This is a genomic window from Halomonas sp. (assembly GCF_033549285.1).
Taxonomy (GTDB): domain Bacteria; phylum Pseudomonadota; class Gammaproteobacteria; order Pseudomonadales; family Halomonadaceae; genus Halomonas.
Genome location: NZ_JAWSUJ010000016.1, coordinates 1 through 13,159, shown reverse-complemented (window position 1 = coordinate 13,159; position 13,159 = coordinate 1). Strand labels below are relative to the sequence as shown.

Genomic DNA, 13,159 nt, shown 5'->3' with positions numbered 1-13,159 from the left:
ACGCCTCAGCTGCTGGCGGTGGTCTCGACTTCGTCGAACTTGCCCAGCAGGGCAGAGAGGCGGCGCTCCCACTCCTCGCGCTCCTGCTTCAGGCGGGCGTTTTCCTCGCGCAGCTCCTCGGCTTCCATCCTCATCAACTCCAGGGCCTCCACGGCGCTGGTGACCTTCTGTTCGAGCTGGTTGAAGAGTTCGATACTCATCCTGTTCTCCTGACGACATCCTGCTGGTGGGGCGTGCCCGTTGGGTTCCTTCAGCGCGCAGCGTAACGCCGCGGTCGGGGCTCAGCAAGCGTCGCGGTCGTGCGACCCCGCGCCTGGTGGATGCCGGCGGTAGAGCCTTCCCGTGCTGTCGCCGGCACGTACCTCTCGGTGCAGTTGCCAGCTGGCCGGCACCTCGGGGGGGAGCGACGATTCGGTTTCCACGTAGACGAGCGCCTCCTCGGCGAGCCAGCCGGCCTCCAGGGCGCGGCAGCAGGTGCCGGCGAGTCCCTGACGGAAGGGCGGGTCGAGGAACGCCAGGGAGAAGGGGGTGGGGTCGCCGGCAAGGTAGGCCTGGGCATCGGCGGTGACCAGTTGCGCGCGCTCGTTGGCCCCGAGGGCCGCGAGGTTGTCGGCGAGCTGGCGTGCCACGTGAGCGTCGCGCTCGACGAACACCGCCTGCCGGGCGCCCCGCGAGAGGGCCTCCAGGCCGAGCGCCCCGGTGCCGGCGAAGAGGTCCAGGACCCGTGCCCCGGGCACGGCGGTGGCGAGCCAGTTGAACAGCGTCTCCCGCACCCGGTCGGAGGTGGGGCGCAGCCCCGGGCGGTCGAGTACCGGCAGCTGTCGGCGCCGGTACTCGCCGCCGATCAGGCGCAGCCGGCCGGCGTTCCGGCGGCCGGGGCCCTTGGCGCTGGCTGGCTGGCGGGGCTTTCGAGAGGAGGGGCGGCGTCGTGTCATGGAGGCGGATTGTAACCGCCGGCTTGTCCACAGTCATGGTGCGCGATGGTAGGATGAGGCGATTCGTTCATCCGTGAGGCGTGATCCCCCCATGTTCGGTATTTTCAAGCGCAAGAAGAAGCAGGAAGGGCAGCAGACGACACCGGAACAGGAGGCCGAGCGCCGGTCGGACGAGCAGGTAGCAGACGACCTTACCGAGACCGCGTCGCTGGCGGAAGAGGCCACCGAGGAGGCCGACGAGGCGGTATCCGGCGGCCAGCCGGCGGAGGCGCCCGAGCCGCAACCCGAGCCCGAGCCCGAACCCAAGACTGAACCCGAACCCGAGCCTGAGCCCGAACCCGAACCTGAAGCCAAGGCGGAGCCCGCGCCCGACGCCCAGCCAGTCCCCGAACCCGAGCCGGCTCAGCCCAGGGCGGCCCTGCAGGAGAAGCCGGTCGCCGAGAAGAAGGGCTGGTTTGCCCGTATCCGCGCCGGGCTCGGCAAGACGCGCGCCAACCTCACCGACGGCCTGGCCGACCTCTTCATGGGCCGCAAGCAGATCGACGACGATCTCATGGAGGAGCTCGAGACCCAGCTGCTGATGGCGGACGTGGGCATCGAGGCCACCACCGAGATCATCGACCGGCTCACCGACCGGGTCTCGCGCAAGGAGCTCAAGGAGCCCCAGGCGCTCTACCGGGCCCTGCAGGAGGAGCTCGCGGCGATGCTCGAGCCGGTCACCCGGCCGCTGACGCTGCCGCCGAAGGGTGAAGGCCCCTTCGTGATCCTGGTGGTGGGGGTCAACGGCGTGGGCAAGACCACCACCATCGGCAAGCTGACTCAGCGCTTCCAGCGCGAGGGGCGCAGCGTGATGCTGGCCGCCGGCGACACCTTCCGGGCGGCGGCGGTGGAGCAGCTCAAGGTGTGGGGCGAGCGCAACGACGTGCCGGTCATCGCCCAGCACACCGGCGCCGACAGTGCCTCGGTGATCTTCGATGCCGTCTCGGCCGCCAAGGCACGGGGCGTCGACGTGCTGATCGCCGACACCGCCGGCCGCCTGCACAACAAGGCCCACTTGATGGAGGAGCTCAAGAAGGTCCGCCGGGTGATGGGCAAGGTCGACGCCAGCGCCCCCCATGAGGTGATGCTGGTGCTCGATGCCGGGACCGGCCAGAATGCCCTCGCCCAGGCCTCGACCTTCAACGAGGCGGTGCCGGTCACCGGCATCACCCTGACCAAGCTGGACGGCACCGCCAAGGGCGGCATCATCTTCGCCCTGGCCCGCCAGCTCGGCACGCCGATCCGCTTCATCGGTGTCGGCGAGTCCCTGGATGACCTGCGCCCCTTCGCGGCGAGCGAGTTCGTCGATGCCCTGTTCGACCGCGAGCCGGTGTCGCCCGAGTCATGATCGCCTTCGAGCACGTCGGCAAGCGCTACGGAGGGCGCTTCGAGGCGCTCGCCAATATCGACTTCCGGGTGCATCGCGGCGAGATGGTCTTCCTGACCGGCCACTCCGGCGCGGGCAAGAGCTCGCTGCTGCGCCTGATCATGCGCCTCGAACGGCCCAGCCGCGGCAAGGTGCGGGTGGCGGGCCATGACATCGACCGCCTGCACCACAGCCAGATCCCCTTCTACCGTCGCCAGATCGGCGTGGTTTTCCAGGACCACCAGCTGCTCTTCGATCGCTCCATCTACCACAACGTGGCCCTGCCGCTGGAGATCCAGGGGGTCGAGCACCGCGAGGCCGCGCGTCGGGTGAGGGCGGCGCTGGACAAGGTGGGGCTGCTGCACCGCGAGGCGGCGTTGCCCATCGAGCTCTCCGGCGGCGAGCAGCAGCGGGTCGGCATCGCCCGGGCGGTGGTCAACAAGCCGGCGCTGCTGCTTGCCGACGAGCCCACCGGCAACCTCGACCCCCAGCTCTCCGCCGACATCATGAGGCTCTTCGAGGACTTCAATCGCATCGGCACCACGGTGATGGTGGCCAGCCACGACCTGGCGCTGATCGCCCGTCTGCGTCACCGCACCCTGCGGCTCCACGAGGGGCGCCTGGTGGCGGACGAGGAGGTCGCATGAGCCGCGAAGCCGCTCCCTCGCCCCGTGGCGCGCGCACCCACCGGCCGGCAGGCGGCGTCCGCTGGCGGGCCTGGGCGCGTCACCATCGCGTCATGGCCCTCGACAGTGCGCGCCGCCTGCTGCGCCGGCCGCTGGGCAGCCTGCTGACCATGCTGGCCATCGCCATCGCCCTGGTGCTGCCCGCGGGGCTCTGGCTGACCCTGGACAGCGCCCGCCTGCTCGACGCCGAACTGGAGGAGAGCGCGACCCTTACCGCCTATCTGGCCACCGGGGTCGGGGAGGGCGAGGCCGGGCGTATCGAGGAGGCGCTGGCCGCCCAGGCGGGGGTGGCCGGCACGCGGTTGATCACCGCCGCCGAGGGCATGGCCGAGTTCCAGCAGGCGCTGGGGCTGCGCGATGCCCTGGCCCGGCTCGAGGGCAATCCCCTGCCGGCCAGCGTGGTGGTGCGCCCAGGGGACCCCGATCCGGAGGCGGTGCGAGGGCTCGCCGAGGCCCTCGAGGCCGTCCCCGGGGTCGACGAGGTGCGCCTGGACCTCGCCTGGCTCGAGCGCCTGCGCCACCTCGCCGAGCTGGGCCAGCGGGTCACCCTGGCGCTGGGCGTGCTGTTCGGCCTGGGCGTGCTGCTGGTGGTGGGCAACACCATCCGGCTCGCCGTGGAGAATCGCCGCCAGGAGATCGAGGTGGTGACCCTGATCGGCGCCACCCATGCCTTCGTGCGTCGCCCCTTCCTCTACAGCGGGGCCTGGTTCGGGCTGGGCGGCGGCCTGCTGGCCTGGGGCCTGCTGACCCTGGGCAGCGACTGGCTCTCGGCGCCGGTCTCGGCCCTGGCGGCGAGTTACGGGGCCAGCTTCCACCTGCCGCGGCTGGGCCCCGAGGGGTCTACAATATTGCTTGCCTGTAGTACACTGCTTGGCTGGCTGGGTGCCTGGATCGCCGTGAATCGGCACCTGGCGGAGATCCGGCCTCGCTGAGGCGAGCGCCGGTCGAATCCACGGGATATCGGGCATCAGCCGGAACTTTCGTCGGTTTTCATCGTCATACGCGGCAACCATGCACAGCCTTATGGGTTTCGAAGGAGACAACCTGCACATGAGCACCAGTCTTCTGCCGGTGGGTCAACTCTCCCCGGGTCATGACCTGAACGGTTACATCCAGGCGGTCAACGGCATCCCCATGCTGACCGTCGACGAGGAGCGCGAGCTGGCCTTCCGCCTGCACGACGAGGGCGACCTCGAGGCGGCACGCCGCCTGGTGCTCTCGCATCTGCGTTTCGTCGTCTATATCGCCCGCAGCTATTCCGGCTACGGCCTGCCCCAGGCCGACCTCATCCAGGAAGGCAACGTCGGCCTGATGAAGGCCGTCAAGCGCTTCGACCCCAACCAGGGCGTGCGGCTGGTCTCCTTCGCCGTGCACTGGATCAAGGCCGAGATCCACGAGTTCGTGCTGCGCAACTGGCGCATCGTCAAGATCGCCACCACCAAGGCGCAGCGCAAGCTGTTCTTCAACCTGCGGGGCGCCAAGAAGCGCCTGGCCTGGCTGAACAGCGACGAGGTCGAGGCCATCGCCAAGGACCTGGACGTCAAGCCCGAGGTGGTGCGCGAGATGGAAGGGCGCCTGTCGGCCCACGACGCCGGCTTCGATGCCTCGCCGGGGGAGGACGACGAGTCCGCCTACCAGGCGCCGGTGCACTTCCTCGATGATGCCAGCGCCGACCCGGCCACCCAGCTCGAGGACAGCGACTGGGAGCAGGATGCCACCCATCGCCTGCAGCAGGCCCTGGAGGCCCTCGACGAGCGCTCCCGGGATATCCTTCAGCGTCGCTGGCTGGGGGACGACAAGGCTACCCTGCACGAGCTGGCCGACGTCTACGGCGTCTCCGCCGAGCGCATCCGCCAGCTCGAGAAGAACGCCATGAAGAAGATTCGCCTGCAGATCGGTGATGCCCTGGTGGCTTGACGCCCTCCGGGCAGCGCCAAGCGGCCAAGCACCGAGCCGCCAAGCTGATTGATGACGGGCAGCGGGTCTTCAGGCTAGGAACAGAAACCCCGCCGGATCGGATATCCGGCGGGGTTTCTCGTTGATACCGGCCGCGTCGGTGGCATCATCCTGCTCGGCGCTCGGCGCTCGGCGCTCGGCGCTCGGCGCTCGGCGCTCGGCGCTCGGCGCTCGGCGCTCGGCGCGCTACGCCGTCTGCGGGCTCTCCCGCAGCAGCTGGGCCGAGAGCAGCGCCCACTGGTCGTCCCAGTGCTCGGTGGGACGGTGGCGGAAGTCGCTGCGCACGTAGCGCGAGATCTGCCCCTCGAGGTGGGCCAGCAGCAGGTTGGCGGCCGCCGAGACCGGCAGCGAGGGGCGTCGCCCCTCGCGCAGCTCTGCCTCGCGCAGCACCTGCTTGAGCTGGGTCTCGAGGCGCTCGAAGAGCTGGTGGATGCGAAGGCGCAGCCGTGCCGTCTCGCCGGTCAGGGCGTCGCCGCCCAGCAGGCGGGAGAGGCCCGGGTTCTTCTCGGCGAAGGCCAGCACCAGGGTGAGGATCTGGCCGCAGCGCGGCACCGCCTCCGGCACCTCCTCGAGGATGCGGCCGATGCGCTCGAAGAGGGACGCCTCGATGAACGCGATCAGCCCCTCGAACATCCGTGCCTTGCTGGGGAAGTGGCGATAGAGCGCGGCCTCCGAGACGCCGACCTGGCGGGCCAGGGCGGCCACGGTGATGCGCTTGCCGCTGTCCTCCTCCAGCATCAGCGCCAGGCCCTGCAGGATCTGCTCGCGGCGACTGGGGGTTCGTGTTTCCTGCGTCATGTCGTTATGTTCTTGTCGGGTCGGTGGATCGGGCCGGGGGCTCAGCCGGCGTTCGGGTCCTGGGGGATGTCGGTGATCAGGGTGCCCACCCCGGCGTTGGTGAAGATCTCCAGCAGGGTGGCATGGGGCACCCGGCCGTCGATGATATGGGCGCTCGCGACGCCGCCCTTCACGGCGTCCAGGGCGCAGCGGATCTTCGGCAGCATGCCGCCATGGATGGTGCCGTCGGCGATCAGGGCATCCACCTGCTCGGTGGTCAGGCCGGTGAGCACCTCGCCCTCGGCATTCATCAGGCCGGCGACGTTGGTCAGCAGCATCAGCTTCTCGGCATCCAGGGCCTCGGCCACCTTGCCGGCCACCAGGTCGGCATTGATGTTGTAGCTGCGTCCCTTCGCGTCCACGCCGATGGGGGCGATCACCGGGATGAAGTCGCGGGCGGCGAGCATCTCGATGAGGTCGGTGGAGATGTGCTCCACCTCACCCACGTGGCCGATGTCGATGATCTCCGGCGCGGTCATCTCCGGGCTCTGGTGTTCCACCTTGAGCTGCCGGGCGCGGATCTGCGCGCCGTCCTTGCCGGTCAGGCCGATGGCCTTGCCGCCGCACTGGTTGATCAGGTTGACGATGCCCTTGTTGACCAGGCCGCCCAGCACCATCTCCACCACGTCCATGGTCTCGGCGTCGGTCACCCGCATGCCGTTGACGAACCGCGACTCGATGCTGAGCTTCTTCAGCAGCTCGCCGATCTGCGGACCCCCGCCATGCACCACCACCGGATTGATGCCGACCTCCTTCATCAGCACCATGTCGCGGGCGAAGGAGTCGATCAGGGTGTCCTCGGTCATGGCGTTGCCGCCGTACTTCACCACCACGGTCTTGCCGGAGAAGCGCTGGATGTAGGGCAGTGCCTCGGAGAGCACCTCCACCACCAGGCGCGGGTCGCGGGTCTGTTCGGTCATCGGTCGGGTTCCCTCTCCTGTCTATGCGGCGAACCGCCCCTCAGAGGGGCAGCTCGAGGTCGGGTGATACCTGAGTGAGGGCGTCGGCGAAGCGGCCGCGGATGCGGGCCAGGGCGGCGTCGTCCTTGCCCTCGAAGCGCAGCACCAGCACCGGCGTGGTGTTGGAGGCGCGGCACAGCCCCCAGCCGTCCGGGTAGTCGACGCGGATGCCATCCAGGGTCGTCTTGACGCCCTCCTCGCCGAAGTCGCCTTCCCGGGCCAGCCGGTCCACCAGCGCGAACTTGGTCTCGTCGGTGACCGTGATGTTGATCTCCGGGGTGCCGACGTCCTGGGGATAGCGGGCGAAGAAGGTGTCGGCATCGTCGGCCTGCTTCGACAGGATCTCCAGCAGGCGGGCGGCGGCGTAGAGGCCGTCGTCGAAGCCGTACCAGCGTTCCTGGAAGAAGATATGGCCGCTCATCTCGCCGGCCAGCAGGGCGCCGGTCTCCTTCATGCGCGCCTTGATCAGCGAGTGCCCGGTGCGCCACATCTCCGGCGTCCCGCCGGCTTCCTCGATCACCCGGGTCAGGTTGCCGGTGCACTTGACGTCGAAGATCACGCGGGCGTCGCGATTGCGCGACAGCATGTCCTCGGCGAAGGCCATCAGCAGGTGGTCGGGATAGATCAGCTTGCCGCTCGGCGTGATCACGCCGAGGCGGTCGCCGTCGCCGTCGAAGGCCAGGCCGATGTCCGCGCCGGTCTCCTGGACGGTGCGGATCAGGTCCTGGAGGTTCTCGGGCTTGCCGGGGTCCGGATGGTGGTTGGGGAAGGTGCCGTCGATCTCGGCGAACAGCGGGATGGTCTCGGCGCCGAGGCGCTCGACCAGCGCCGGGCCGAGTTCGCCGGCCACGCCGTTGCCGCAGTCGACCACCGCCTTGATCGGCCGGGCGAGGGTGACGTCGCCGAGGATGCGTGACAGGTAGGCCTCACGCAGGTCCTCCTGGCGCAGGCTGCCGTGGCCCTCGCTGAGCTCGCCGTCCGCCAGGCGGGTGTGCAGCGCGGTGATGGCATCGCCGGAGAGCGTCTCGCCGCCGAGCACGATCTTGAAGCCGTTGTAGTCCGGCGGGTTGTGGCTGCCGGTGACCATCACCCCCGAGGCCGTCCCCTCTAGCACGTGGGTGGCGAAGTAGAGCACCGGGGTGGGCACCATGCCGATATCGACGACGTCGCAACCCGACGACAGCAGGCCGCGGGTCAGGGCCGCCAGCAGGCGCGGGCCGGAGAGGCGACCGTCGCGGGCGACGACCACGGTGGACTCGCCGCGGGACCGGGCCTCGCTGCCGATGGCGCGGCCGATCTGCTCGACACCCGTCTCGGTCAGGGTGTCGTCGACGATGCCGCGGATGTCGTAGGCGCGGAAGATGGAGGCGGGAACTGCCTGGATCGCTTCTTGGGTCATGGGTCCGTCCTGTGTGGCGTATCGAGTGGCTGTGTGCGTCGTCGGGCGTCAGTGACGACCGGAGCTGCCGAACCCGCCGGTGCCACGCTGGCCGGTGCCCCGGCGGCTGGTATCGAAGGCCTCGACGACCTCGAGGTCGGCATGCACCACGGGAACAAGCACATACTGTGCCAGCCTCTCGAAGGGCTCGATGGTGAAGGGTGCCTCGCCACGGTTCCATGTGGAGATCAGCAGCTCGCCCTGATAGTCGGAATCGATCAGTCCCACCAGGTTACCGAGCACGATGCCGTGCTTGTGGCCCAGTCCCGAGCGGGGCAGGATCATCCCGGCGAGGGCCGGGTCGGCGATGTGGATGGCAAGCCCGGTGCGCACCAGCTCGCACTGCCCCGGCGCCAGGGTCAGGGGGGCGTCGAGCAGGGCGCGCAGGTCCATACCGGCGGCGCCTTCGGTGGCGTAGTGAGGCAGATGATCACGCAGGCGCTCGTCGAGCAGCTGGACGGCGAGGCGCGGGCGATCGGGAGTGGCGGGCATCGGGGATCCTCGGGGGTCAGTGTCAGGGGGTGTGGCGGGACGACAGGCAGGCCAGGGCGCGGCGCACCACCGCCAGGGCGAGCTGCGCCTTGGGCTGCGGGGCGAGGCTTTCGCTGCCTTCCCTGTCGCCTTCCCGCCACAGCAGCAGCGCGGCGTTGTCGTCGCTGCCGAAGCCGAGCCCGGCCCGGGCGACATCGTTGGCGACGATCATGTCGAGCCCCTTGCGGGTCAGCTTGTCGCGGGCATAGGCCTCCAGGTCGCGGGTCTCGGCGGCGAAGCCCACCACCAGCGGACGCTGCGCCTGGGGCAGGGTAGCCACGGAGGCGATGATGTCGGGATTCTTCACCAGGCGCAGGGTGAGGCCCTCCTCGCCCTCGACCTTCTTGATCTTGTGCTCGGCGGCCGCCTCGGCCCGGTAGTCGGCCACGGCGGCGCAGCCGATGAAGATATCGCTGTCGATGGCCAGCCGCTGGGCGGCCTCGTGCATCTCGCGGGCGGTCTCCACGTCGGTACGCTCGACGCCCTCCGGCGTCGGCAGGCCGACCGGGCCACTGATCAGCCGCACCCGGGCGCCCAGCGAGGCGGCGGCGGCGGCCAGGGCGAAGCCCATCTTGCCGGAGCTGTGGTTGGAGAGGTAGCGCACCGGGTCCAGCGGCTCCCGGGTCGGGCCGGCGGTGATGATGATGGTCAGGCCATCGGCCTCCCGTGATGCCTCCGGCCTGGCCGGCGCGCCATCGGGTGCCGTGGAGAGCAGCGCCGCCACGATCGCCTCGGGTTCCAGCATGCGCCCGGGCCCCACGTCACCGCAGGCCTGGTCGCCGCTGTCCGGTCCCAGCAGCTGCCAGCCGTCCCCGGCCAGCCGTCGCGCGTTGCGCTGGGTGGCCGGGTGGCGCCACATGGCCTGGTTCATGGCCGGGGCCATCACCTTCTCGGCCTCGCTCGCCAGGCAGAGGGTGGTGAGCAGGTCATCCGCCATGCCCTGGGCGAGGCGCGCCATCAGGTCGGCGGTGGCCGGGGCGACCAGGATGGTGTCGGCCCAGCGGGCCAGCTCGATATGCCCCATGCCGGCCTCGGCCTCGGGGTCGAGCAGCGAGGTGCGCACGGCTTCTCCCGTCAGGGCTTGCAGCGTCAACGGGGTGATGAAGGCCTGGGCGCCCTCGGTCATCACCACGCGCACCTCGCAGCCGTCCTGCTTGAGCAGGCGGGCGAGCTGGGCGCTCTTGTAGGCGGCGATGCCGGCGCTGATGCCGAGCAGCACGCGTCGGCGGGGGAGTGTCCACATGGCGGTATCCGAGCGTGAATCCGGTCGCCTACCTTACCATCGGTGCCCGACCTTGCGTAGCCGCCGGGCCGTCTACACTGACAGTCACGGGCATGGGGCAGGGAGACAGGGATGTCGATTCGGGACTGGCCGGAGGGGGAGCGCCCCCGGGAGAAGCTGCTGGCGCTGGGGGTGGAGGCGCTTTCCGATGCCGAGCTGCTGGCGATCTTCCTGCGCGTCGGCGTGGAGGGGCGCTCGGCGGTGGACCTGGCCCGGGACCTGCTGTCTGCCTTCGGCGGGCTTCGCCAGCTGCTGGAGGCCGACCAGGCACGCTTCTGCGCCGAGCGCGGCATGGGCATGGCCAAGTATGTCCAGCTCCAGGCCACCCTGGAGCTGTCGCGTCGGCATCTCGCCAGCCAGCTGGACCGGGGCGATGCGCTCACTTCGCCCTCGCTGGTGCGCGCCTACCTCGCCGCCCGGCTGCGCCATCTCGGCCATGAGGAGTTTGCCGCGCTCTTCCTCGACAGCCAGCATCGCGTGATCCGCTATGAGTCGCTGTTCCGCGGCACCCTGGACAGCGCCTCGGTCTATCCCCGCGAGGTGGCACGCCGTGCCTTGGAGCTGGGCGCCGGCGCCATCATCTTCGCCCACAATCACCCCTCCGGCGTGGCCGAGCCCAGTGACGCCGACCGGCGCATCACCGAGCGCCTGCGCGAGGCGCTGGGGCTCTTCGAGGTGCGCGTGCTGGACCATTTCGTGGTGGGGGACGGGGAGGTGGTCTCCTTCGCGGAGCGGGGGTGGCTGTAAGGGCCCGGGTGGATAGGAATATCGCGCATGGCCGGCTATAATGCCGCACCGGCTGCGCTAGGCGCCTGTCGGATTTGACCGATCGTCACGAGAGAGTCGGATCTCGAGCCAAGTTCATCGATCTGATAAGGCGAATAGCCCGCTATTCAACGAATCATATCGAATGAAATTGGCCGAAAGACCGGCTGTCGGAGTAGATCAGCGTCAGGTCCGGCGGCCGCCTTGGCCCCTTGGTACGGGCCCCTTGCCTGTCATCGTCGCCTGCCGCGCCATCGAGGCGTGTCGCGAGGCCATGTCACGCCCCCGTCGGATCATCGCCGCATCGCTTGTCGAATGCGGCGGGTTCTGGTATAAAGTGCAGCCTTTGAATTCCCTTGGGTCAAATGACAACGGGGTCGTCCCGGTTTGCCCGACAGGTTTTGAACACTCAGGTCCAGATACCTGGCCAAGCGGTTGGAGGCTCTCATGTCCAAAGTATGTCAGGTTACCGGCAAGCGCCCGGTGACTGGTAACAACGTTTCACACTCCCAGCGCAAGACGCGCCGTCGTTTCGTGCCGAACCTGCATTCCCACCGTTTCTGGGTGGAGTCCGAGAAGCGCTTCGTCAAGCTGCGCGTCTCCTCCAAGGGCATGCGCATCATCGACAAGAAGGGCATCGAGGCGGTGCTCGGCGACATTCGCAAGCGCGGCGAAGCCGTCTAAGCGATCCACCAGGGGAGAAAACCGTCATGCGTGACAAGATCAGAATGATATCCAGTGCCGGTACCGGCCACTTCTACACCACCGACAAGAACAAGCGGAACACCCCGGACAAGCTCGAGAAGAAGATGTTTGATCCGACCATCCGCAAGCACGTGATGTACAAGGAAGGCAAGATCAAGTAAGCCTTGGTCGCTTCCACCGCAGGCAGGAGCCTGTCAGCCTGAACCCGGCCCGATGGTCGGGTTCTTGCGTATCACCGCCCTCCGGACGAGACCATGCCCGAGCTGCCCGAAGTCGAGACCACCCGACGTGGCATCGCCCCCCATGTGGAAGGCCGCGAGATCACTGAGGTGATCGTGCGCCAGGCTCGCCTGCGCGTGCCGGTGCCGGCGGATCTCGTCGAGCGGCTGGTCGGGGCGCGCATCGGCGAGCTCGCCCGGCGCGCCAAGTACCTGCTGGTGCCCCTCGAGGGCGAGGTGCCGGGGACCCTGCTCTGGCACCTGGGCATGTCCGGTAGCCTGCGCATCGCCCGCCTGGGCGAGCTGCCGAAGAAGCACGACCATCTCGACCTGGTGCTCGATGATGGCGCCATCCTGCGCTATCACGATCCGCGCCGCTTCGGCTTCGTCGACTGGCTCTCGGGCAGCGCGGAGCAGGATGCGCGCCTGGCCCGGCTGGGGCCGGAGCCGCTCTCCGCGGCCTTCGACGGTGAACGCCTCTTCGCGCGCTCCCGCGGCCGCCGCCTGGCGGTGAAGCCCTTCCTGATGGACAACGCCGTGGTGGTGGGCGTGGGCAACATCTATGCCGCCGAGGCGCTGTTCCTGGCCGGCATCGACCCGCGTCGCGCCGCCGGGCGCATCTCCCGGGAGCGCTATGACCGGCTCGCGGCGGCGGTGCGCGAAGTGCTGGCCGCCGCCATCACCCAGGGCGGCACCACCCTGCGCGACTTCGTCGGCGGCACCGGGGAGCCGGGCTACTTCAAGCAGCGCCTCAATGTCTACGGGCGCGACGGCCAGCCCTGTCGGCGCTGTGGCGCCGAGCTGCGCCTGGTGACCCTGGGCCAGCGGGCCAGCGTGTTCTGCGGCCACTGCCAGACCTGATGGCGGCGCGGCCTCTCCGACGCCCCTCCACCCTTTCACGAGACACTCCCATGACCGCACTCCGCTCACTGCGCCTGAAGAAGAATGCCGACCGTCGCCTCAAGGCCGGCCACCTCTGGCTCTACTCCAACGAGATCGACACCCGGGCCACGCCGATCAAGGAGATCGAGGCCGGTGCACAGGTGGTGGTCGAGGCCGCCAACGGCAAGGCCATGGGCGTGGCTTACGTCAATCCGCATTCGTTGATCTGCGCGCGGATGGTCTCCCGCGACCCGGCCCAGGGGCTCGACCGCTCGCTGCTGGTCCACCGCCTCAACCAGGCGCTGGCGCTGCGCCAGCGCCTCTTCGACAAGCCCTTCTATCGCCTGGTGCACGGCGAGGGCGACCTGCTGCCGGGACTGGTGATCGACCGCTTCGGTGACGTCCTGGTCGTGCAGCTCAATACCGCCGGCATGCAGGCGGTGCTGCCCGAACTCCTCGACGCCCTGGACAAGGTGTTGGCGCCCTCGTCGGTGGTGCTGCGCAACGACACCAGCGGTCGCCGCCAGGAGGGCCTCGAGGCCGGCGTCGAGGTCGTCAAG

The 13,159-nt window shown here is 69.3% G+C and carries 16 protein-coding genes; 9 read left to right on the top strand and 7 right to left on the bottom strand.

The features are described 5' to 3' along the window. Positions 1-5: 5 nt before the first annotated feature. Both SCI24_RS05525 and rsmD read right to left on the bottom strand, forming a co-directional pair. A complete protein-coding gene (locus SCI24_RS05525; protein ID WP_106231375.1) occupies positions 6-200 on the bottom strand; it encodes a cell division protein ZapB in 195 nt (64 codons plus the stop codon). A gap of 81 nt (positions 201-281) precedes the next feature. After that, on the bottom strand, positions 282-935 hold the full coding sequence (rsmD, locus tag SCI24_RS05520; protein ID WP_318724430.1) for a 16S rRNA (guanine(966)-N(2))-methyltransferase RsmD: 654 nt from the start codon (positions 933-935) through the stop codon (positions 282-284). 91 nt (positions 936-1,026) lie between these two features. On the opposite strand from rsmD, the gene ftsY reads away from it, so the two are divergent. The 4 genes from ftsY to rpoH all read left to right on the top strand — a co-directional run bounded on the left by ftsY (position 1,027) and on the right by rpoH (position 4,943). Beyond that, entirely contained in the window at positions 1,027-2,322 is a 1,296-nt protein-coding gene (gene ftsY / locus SCI24_RS05515) for a signal recognition particle-docking protein FtsY (RefSeq protein ID WP_318724429.1), read from the top strand. Next, positions 2,319-2,987, top strand: coding sequence for a cell division ATP-binding protein FtsE (ftsE, locus tag SCI24_RS05510; protein WP_106231378.1), 669 nt, complete (start codon positions 2,319-2,321; stop codon positions 2,985-2,987). Before ftsY ends, ftsE begins: the two co-directional genes overlap by 4 nt. Next, positions 2,984-3,958, top strand: a complete 975-nt coding sequence (gene ftsX, locus SCI24_RS05505; RefSeq protein WP_318724427.1) for a permease-like cell division protein FtsX — start codon at positions 2,984-2,986, stop codon at positions 3,956-3,958. The genes ftsE and ftsX overlap by 4 nt, the downstream gene beginning before the upstream one ends. 118 nt (positions 3,959-4,076) lie before the next feature. Next, complete coding sequence (rpoH, locus tag SCI24_RS05500; protein ID WP_318724426.1) at positions 4,077-4,943, top strand: RNA polymerase sigma factor RpoH; 867 nt, start codon at positions 4,077-4,079, stop codon at positions 4,941-4,943. 225 nt (positions 4,944-5,168) lie between these two features. On the opposite strand, the gene slmA is transcribed toward rpoH, so the two are convergent. From slmA to coaBC, 5 genes are read right to left on the bottom strand one after another with little or no spacing between them, the layout of a single operon-like run. Next, positions 5,169-5,780 carry a nucleoid occlusion factor SlmA gene (slmA, locus tag SCI24_RS05495; protein ID WP_318724425.1) on the bottom strand — a complete coding sequence of 204 codons (612 nt, stop codon included), beginning with the start codon at positions 5,778-5,780 and terminating at the stop codon, positions 5,169-5,171. Between the two features lie 41 nt (positions 5,781-5,821). Then, a complete protein-coding gene (gene argB, locus SCI24_RS05490) occupies positions 5,822-6,739 on the bottom strand; it encodes an acetylglutamate kinase (protein ID WP_318724424.1) in 918 nt (305 codons plus the stop codon). Between the two features lie 40 nt (positions 6,740-6,779). Beyond that, on the bottom strand, positions 6,780-8,177 hold the full coding sequence (locus SCI24_RS05485) for a phosphomannomutase/phosphoglucomutase (RefSeq protein ID WP_318724423.1): 1,398 nt from the start codon (positions 8,175-8,177) through the stop codon (positions 6,780-6,782). A 48-nt stretch (positions 8,178-8,225) separates the two neighbouring features. Beyond that, complete coding sequence (gene dut / locus SCI24_RS05480) at positions 8,226-8,708, bottom strand: dUTP diphosphatase (RefSeq protein WP_318724422.1); 483 nt, start codon at positions 8,706-8,708, stop codon at positions 8,226-8,228. Positions 8,709-8,730: 22 nt separating this feature from the next. Beyond that, entirely contained in the window at positions 8,731-9,990 is a 1,260-nt protein-coding gene (gene coaBC, locus SCI24_RS05475; protein ID WP_318724421.1) for a bifunctional phosphopantothenoylcysteine decarboxylase/phosphopantothenate--cysteine ligase CoaBC, read from the bottom strand. Positions 9,991-10,101: 111 nt separating this feature from the next. Here coaBC and radC point away from each other — a divergent pair, with 111 nt between their 5' ends. From radC to SCI24_RS05450, 5 genes are all read left to right on the top strand, one after another. After that, positions 10,102-10,776 carry a RadC family protein gene (gene radC, locus SCI24_RS05470; RefSeq protein WP_133637556.1) on the top strand — a complete coding sequence of 225 codons (675 nt, stop codon included), beginning with the start codon at positions 10,102-10,104 and terminating at the stop codon, positions 10,774-10,776. 465 nt (positions 10,777-11,241) lie between these two features. Further along, complete coding sequence (gene rpmB / locus SCI24_RS05465; protein ID WP_040184989.1) at positions 11,242-11,478, top strand: 50S ribosomal protein L28; 237 nt, start codon at positions 11,242-11,244, stop codon at positions 11,476-11,478. A gap of 26 nt (positions 11,479-11,504) precedes the next feature. Next, positions 11,505-11,660, top strand: a complete 156-nt coding sequence (rpmG, locus tag SCI24_RS05460) for a 50S ribosomal protein L33 (protein ID WP_071944136.1) — start codon at positions 11,505-11,507, stop codon at positions 11,658-11,660. A 93-nt stretch (positions 11,661-11,753) separates the two neighbouring features. Then, a complete protein-coding gene (mutM, locus tag SCI24_RS05455; protein ID WP_318724419.1) occupies positions 11,754-12,578 on the top strand; it encodes a bifunctional DNA-formamidopyrimidine glycosylase/DNA-(apurinic or apyrimidinic site) lyase in 825 nt (274 codons plus the stop codon). A gap of 50 nt (positions 12,579-12,628) precedes the next feature. Then, the coding region (locus SCI24_RS05450) for a class I SAM-dependent rRNA methyltransferase (RefSeq protein ID WP_412929093.1) at positions 12,629-13,159 on the top strand (531 nt) is incomplete at its 3' end.

Bases quoted from the DNA above. Each gene is read 5' to 3' on its own strand.
- rpmG (WP_071944136.1), top strand. From the start codon at position 11,505: ATGCGTGACAAGATCAGAATGATATCCAGTGCCGGTACCGGCCACTTC.
- slmA (WP_318724425.1), bottom strand. From the start codon at position 5,780: ATGACGCAGGAAACACGAACCCCCAGTCGCCGCGAGCAGATCCTGCAG.
- rpmB (WP_040184989.1), top strand. From the start codon at position 11,242: ATGTCCAAAGTATGTCAGGTTACCGGCAAGCGCCCGGTGACTGGTAAC.
- SCI24_RS05485 (WP_318724423.1), bottom strand. From the start codon at position 8,177: ATGACCCAAGAAGCGATCCAGGCAGTTCCCGCCTCCATCTTCCGCGCC.
- mutM (WP_318724419.1), top strand. From the start codon at position 11,754: ATGCCCGAGCTGCCCGAAGTCGAGACCACCCGACGTGGCATCGCCCCC.
- rpoH (WP_318724426.1), top strand. From the start codon at position 4,077: ATGAGCACCAGTCTTCTGCCGGTGGGTCAACTCTCCCCGGGTCATGAC.
- coaBC (WP_318724421.1), bottom strand. From the start codon at position 9,990: ATGTGGACACTCCCCCGCCGACGCGTGCTGCTCGGCATCAGCGCCGGC.
- argB (WP_318724424.1), bottom strand. From the start codon at position 6,739: ATGACCGAACAGACCCGCGACCCGCGCCTGGTGGTGGAGGTGCTCTCC.
- rsmD (WP_318724430.1), bottom strand. From the start codon at position 935: ATGACACGACGCCGCCCCTCCTCTCGAAAGCCCCGCCAGCCAGCCAGC.
- radC (WP_133637556.1), top strand. From the start codon at position 10,102: ATGTCGATTCGGGACTGGCCGGAGGGGGAGCGCCCCCGGGAGAAGCTG.
- dut (WP_318724422.1), bottom strand. From the start codon at position 8,708: ATGCCCGCCACTCCCGATCGCCCGCGCCTCGCCGTCCAGCTGCTCGAC.
- ftsX (WP_318724427.1), top strand. From the start codon at position 2,984: ATGAGCCGCGAAGCCGCTCCCTCGCCCCGTGGCGCGCGCACCCACCGG.
- ftsE (WP_106231378.1), top strand. From the start codon at position 2,319: ATGATCGCCTTCGAGCACGTCGGCAAGCGCTACGGAGGGCGCTTCGAG.
- ftsY (WP_318724429.1), top strand. From the start codon at position 1,027: ATGTTCGGTATTTTCAAGCGCAAGAAGAAGCAGGAAGGGCAGCAGACG.
- SCI24_RS05525 (WP_106231375.1), bottom strand. From the start codon at position 200: ATGAGTATCGAACTCTTCAACCAGCTCGAACAGAAGGTCACCAGCGCC.